The sequence below is a fragment of the Pseudomonas sp. CM25 genome (assembly GCF_013179705.1).
Lineage (GTDB): Bacteria > Pseudomonadota > Gammaproteobacteria > Pseudomonadales > Pseudomonadaceae > Aquipseudomonas.
Map to the genome: position 1 here is coordinate 1 of NZ_JABMCW010000519.1, position 2,720 is coordinate 2,720.

Annotated in this window: 4 protein-coding genes; 2 read left to right on the forward strand and 2 right to left on the reverse strand. The window is 63.8% G+C overall.

Translation table 11 applies throughout. The annotated features are described in order from the left end of the window. Positions 1-392: TerC family protein (locus HP546_RS28795; protein WP_372242472.1), on the forward strand; the 392-nt coding region annotated here is incomplete at its 5' end. 53 nt (positions 393-445) lie between these two features. Here the strand turns inward: HP546_RS28795 and HP546_RS28800 are convergent. Then, entirely contained in the window at positions 446-619 is a 174-nt protein-coding gene (locus HP546_RS28800) for a hypothetical protein (RefSeq protein WP_172232841.1), read from the reverse strand. A gap of 167 nt (positions 620-786) precedes the next feature. On the opposite strand from HP546_RS28800, the gene HP546_RS28805 reads away from it, so the two are divergent. Next, positions 787-1,530, forward strand: a complete 744-nt coding sequence (locus HP546_RS28805) for a peptidase C39 family protein (RefSeq protein ID WP_172232844.1) — start codon at positions 787-789, stop codon at positions 1,528-1,530. Positions 1,531-1,696: 166 nt separating this feature from the next. Here HP546_RS28805 and HP546_RS28810 read toward each other — a convergent pair. Next, on the reverse strand, positions 1,697-2,720 hold a 1,024-nt coding region (locus tag HP546_RS28810; protein WP_172232847.1), incomplete at its 5' end, for an FAD-binding oxidoreductase.

Below are 2,720 nucleotides of genomic sequence, written 5' to 3' on the forward strand. Positions count from 1 at the left end.
AAGCCAAGGTGGGTTCGACAGTTACCCTGGGCTTTGCTGCGGCAATCTTCCAGATCCTGCTGCTGGACATTGTCTTCTCGGTCGACAGCATCATCACCGCCGTGGGCATGACCGAGCACCTGCCGATTATGATCATCGCCGTGATCACTGCGGTCATCGTGATGATGGTGGCTGCCGACCCGCTGGCCAACTTCATCAACGACAACCCGACCGTGGTCATGCTGGCGCTGGGCTTCCTGATCATGATCGGCATGACCCTGATCGCCGAAGGCTTTGGCGCCCATGTACCGAAAGGTTATGTGTATGCGGCCATGGCGTTCTCGACGGTGATCGAGATGCTCAACATCTTCGCCCGCCGGGCGCGCATGAAGCGCGAGGCGGCGGAAGGTTGATGTGAAAACGGGGCGCGTTGCGCCCCGTTTGCGGGCCTCGGGTAATGCTCAGATCAGTGCACTCCGGCATGCCGCCCCGTGCGGCGCACGGTTTGCGGCTTGGCCGGGGTTTGGGGTGGCAGGTGGTGGGCATGACGCCGCACGATACGCAGTACACCCCACAACATGGCGGCTGCGACGCTCAGCCACATACCCACCAGCATGAGGATTGCCAAGGTCAGGCTCATCTGTGCCTCCATCTCTACAGCAAGCGCTCGGGGATGCCAGCGCTCGCGTTCCAGACACAGCTTTAGTCTAGCTCGGCCCGTGTGACGTTCCATCGAATAAAGCCCTGCGCTTTGGTCCGATTCGCTTCAAGCGGCTGTCGGACTATACCCGCGCCGCCGTGGGACCTATGATCGGTGCCCAGAGCCGGGCGCTGCCTGCCTGGCGTTGGAACAAGCGAGTGTCCATGGAGCACGTTTCCTGCAAGTCGCCATTCACTGGCTCGCGGCGGTTGCTGCTGGCGTGCCTGATTGCGGTAACCCTGGCTGGCTGTGCCGGCACGCCTCCCGGCAATCTGAAGGGCCTTCCGCAACGGGTCGAGATCAGCAGCGTGCCCTTCTACCGTGGCAACGCTAACCACAGCGGCGCCATGGCCCTGGCGGCGGTGCTGTCGCAACAGGGCGCGCCGATCACCCCTGGGCTGCTGGACAAACCGCTGAACCTGCCCCAGGGCGCCGAAACACTGGACAGCGGCATCCCCCGCGTGGCGCGGGACTACGGCATGGTGGTGTACCCGTTGGACAAGCAGCTGGACGCGCTGTTGACCCAGGTAGCGGCGGGCAACCCGGTGTTGCTGCGTTATGAGGACGGTTCGGCCTGGTGGAGCGAGCCACGCTATGCCGTGCTGATCGGTTATGACCGCTACAAGCAGCGGGTGCTATTGCGCTCGGGCATGCACCGGCGGCAGGTGATGGCGTTCGATGATTTTGTCTCGGCGTGGGCCAAGCAGGGAAGTTGGGCGGTGCTGGTGCAGCCACCGCGCCAGTTGCCGGCCCAGGTCGACCGCCAGCGTTGGTTGCAGGCTGCGGATGAGCTGGCGCGGGCGGGGCAGGAGATTGCGGCAAAGCAGGCCGTGAACAGCCTGAACAAATAAGTGTGCCGCTGCCGGTACGCCAGTCAGTCAAGCAATTGCGGCCGCTTTGCAGCCCATCGCATTCAAGCCATGCTCCGTACCTGTGGGAGCATGGCTTGCCGGCGACGGGCTGCGCAGCAGCCCCATTAGCCTTTGACTGGCATTAGCCGCTACCGGCCTGCCTGCATCAGAAGCCCAGGCGATCGCGCAGGCTGTAGTACCAGGCACCGATGGCGCTGAACGGTACGCGCAGCATCTGGCCACCCGGGAACGGGTAGTGCGGCAGGCCGGCGAAGGCATCGAAACGCTCGGCCTGGCCACGCAGAGCCTCGGCCAGCACCTTGCCCGCCAGGTGGGTGTAGGTGACGCCGTGGCCCGAGCAGCCCTGGGAATAGTAGATATTGTCGCCGATACGGCCGACCTGCGGCAGGCGCGATAGCGTCAGCAAGAAGTTACCGGTCCAGGCGTAGTCGATTTTCACGTTCTTCAGCTGCGGGAACGCCTTGATCATCTTCGGACGGATGATCGCCTCGATGTTGGCCGGGTCACGCGCGCCGTACACCACGCCACCGCCGAAGATCAGGCGCTTGTCGCTGGTCAGGCGGTAGTAGTCGAGCAGGTAGTTGCAGTCCTCGACGCAGTAGTCCTGTGGCAGCAGCGTGCGCGCCAGTTCCTCGCCCAGTGGCTCGGTGGTGATCACCTGGGTGCCGCATGGCATCGACTTGGCGGCCAGCTCGGGTACCAGGTTGCCCAGGTAGGCGTTGCCGGCGACAATGATGAACTTGGCGCGGACCTTGCCCTGCGGGGTGTGTACGACCGGGTTGGCACCGCGCTCGATACGAATGGCCGGGGTTTGCTCATAGATGATGCCGCCCAGCGACTCGACCGCAGCGGCTTCGCCCAGTGCCAGGTTGAGCGGGTGGATGTGGCCGCCGCTCATGTCGAGCATGCCACCGATGTAGCTGTCGCAGGCAACCACTTCGCGGATGCGCTTCTGGTCCATCAGCTCCAGCTGATTATGGCCAAAGCGTTCCCACAGGCGTTTTTGCGACTCCAGGTGGCCCATCTGCTTGCTGGTGATGGCGGCGAATACGCCACCGTCTTTCAGGTCGCACTGAATGTTGTACTTGGCCACGCGCTCACGAATGATGCGCCCGCCTTCGAAAGCCATGTGGCCCAGCAGTTGAGCCTGCTGGGGGCCGACGGTGCGT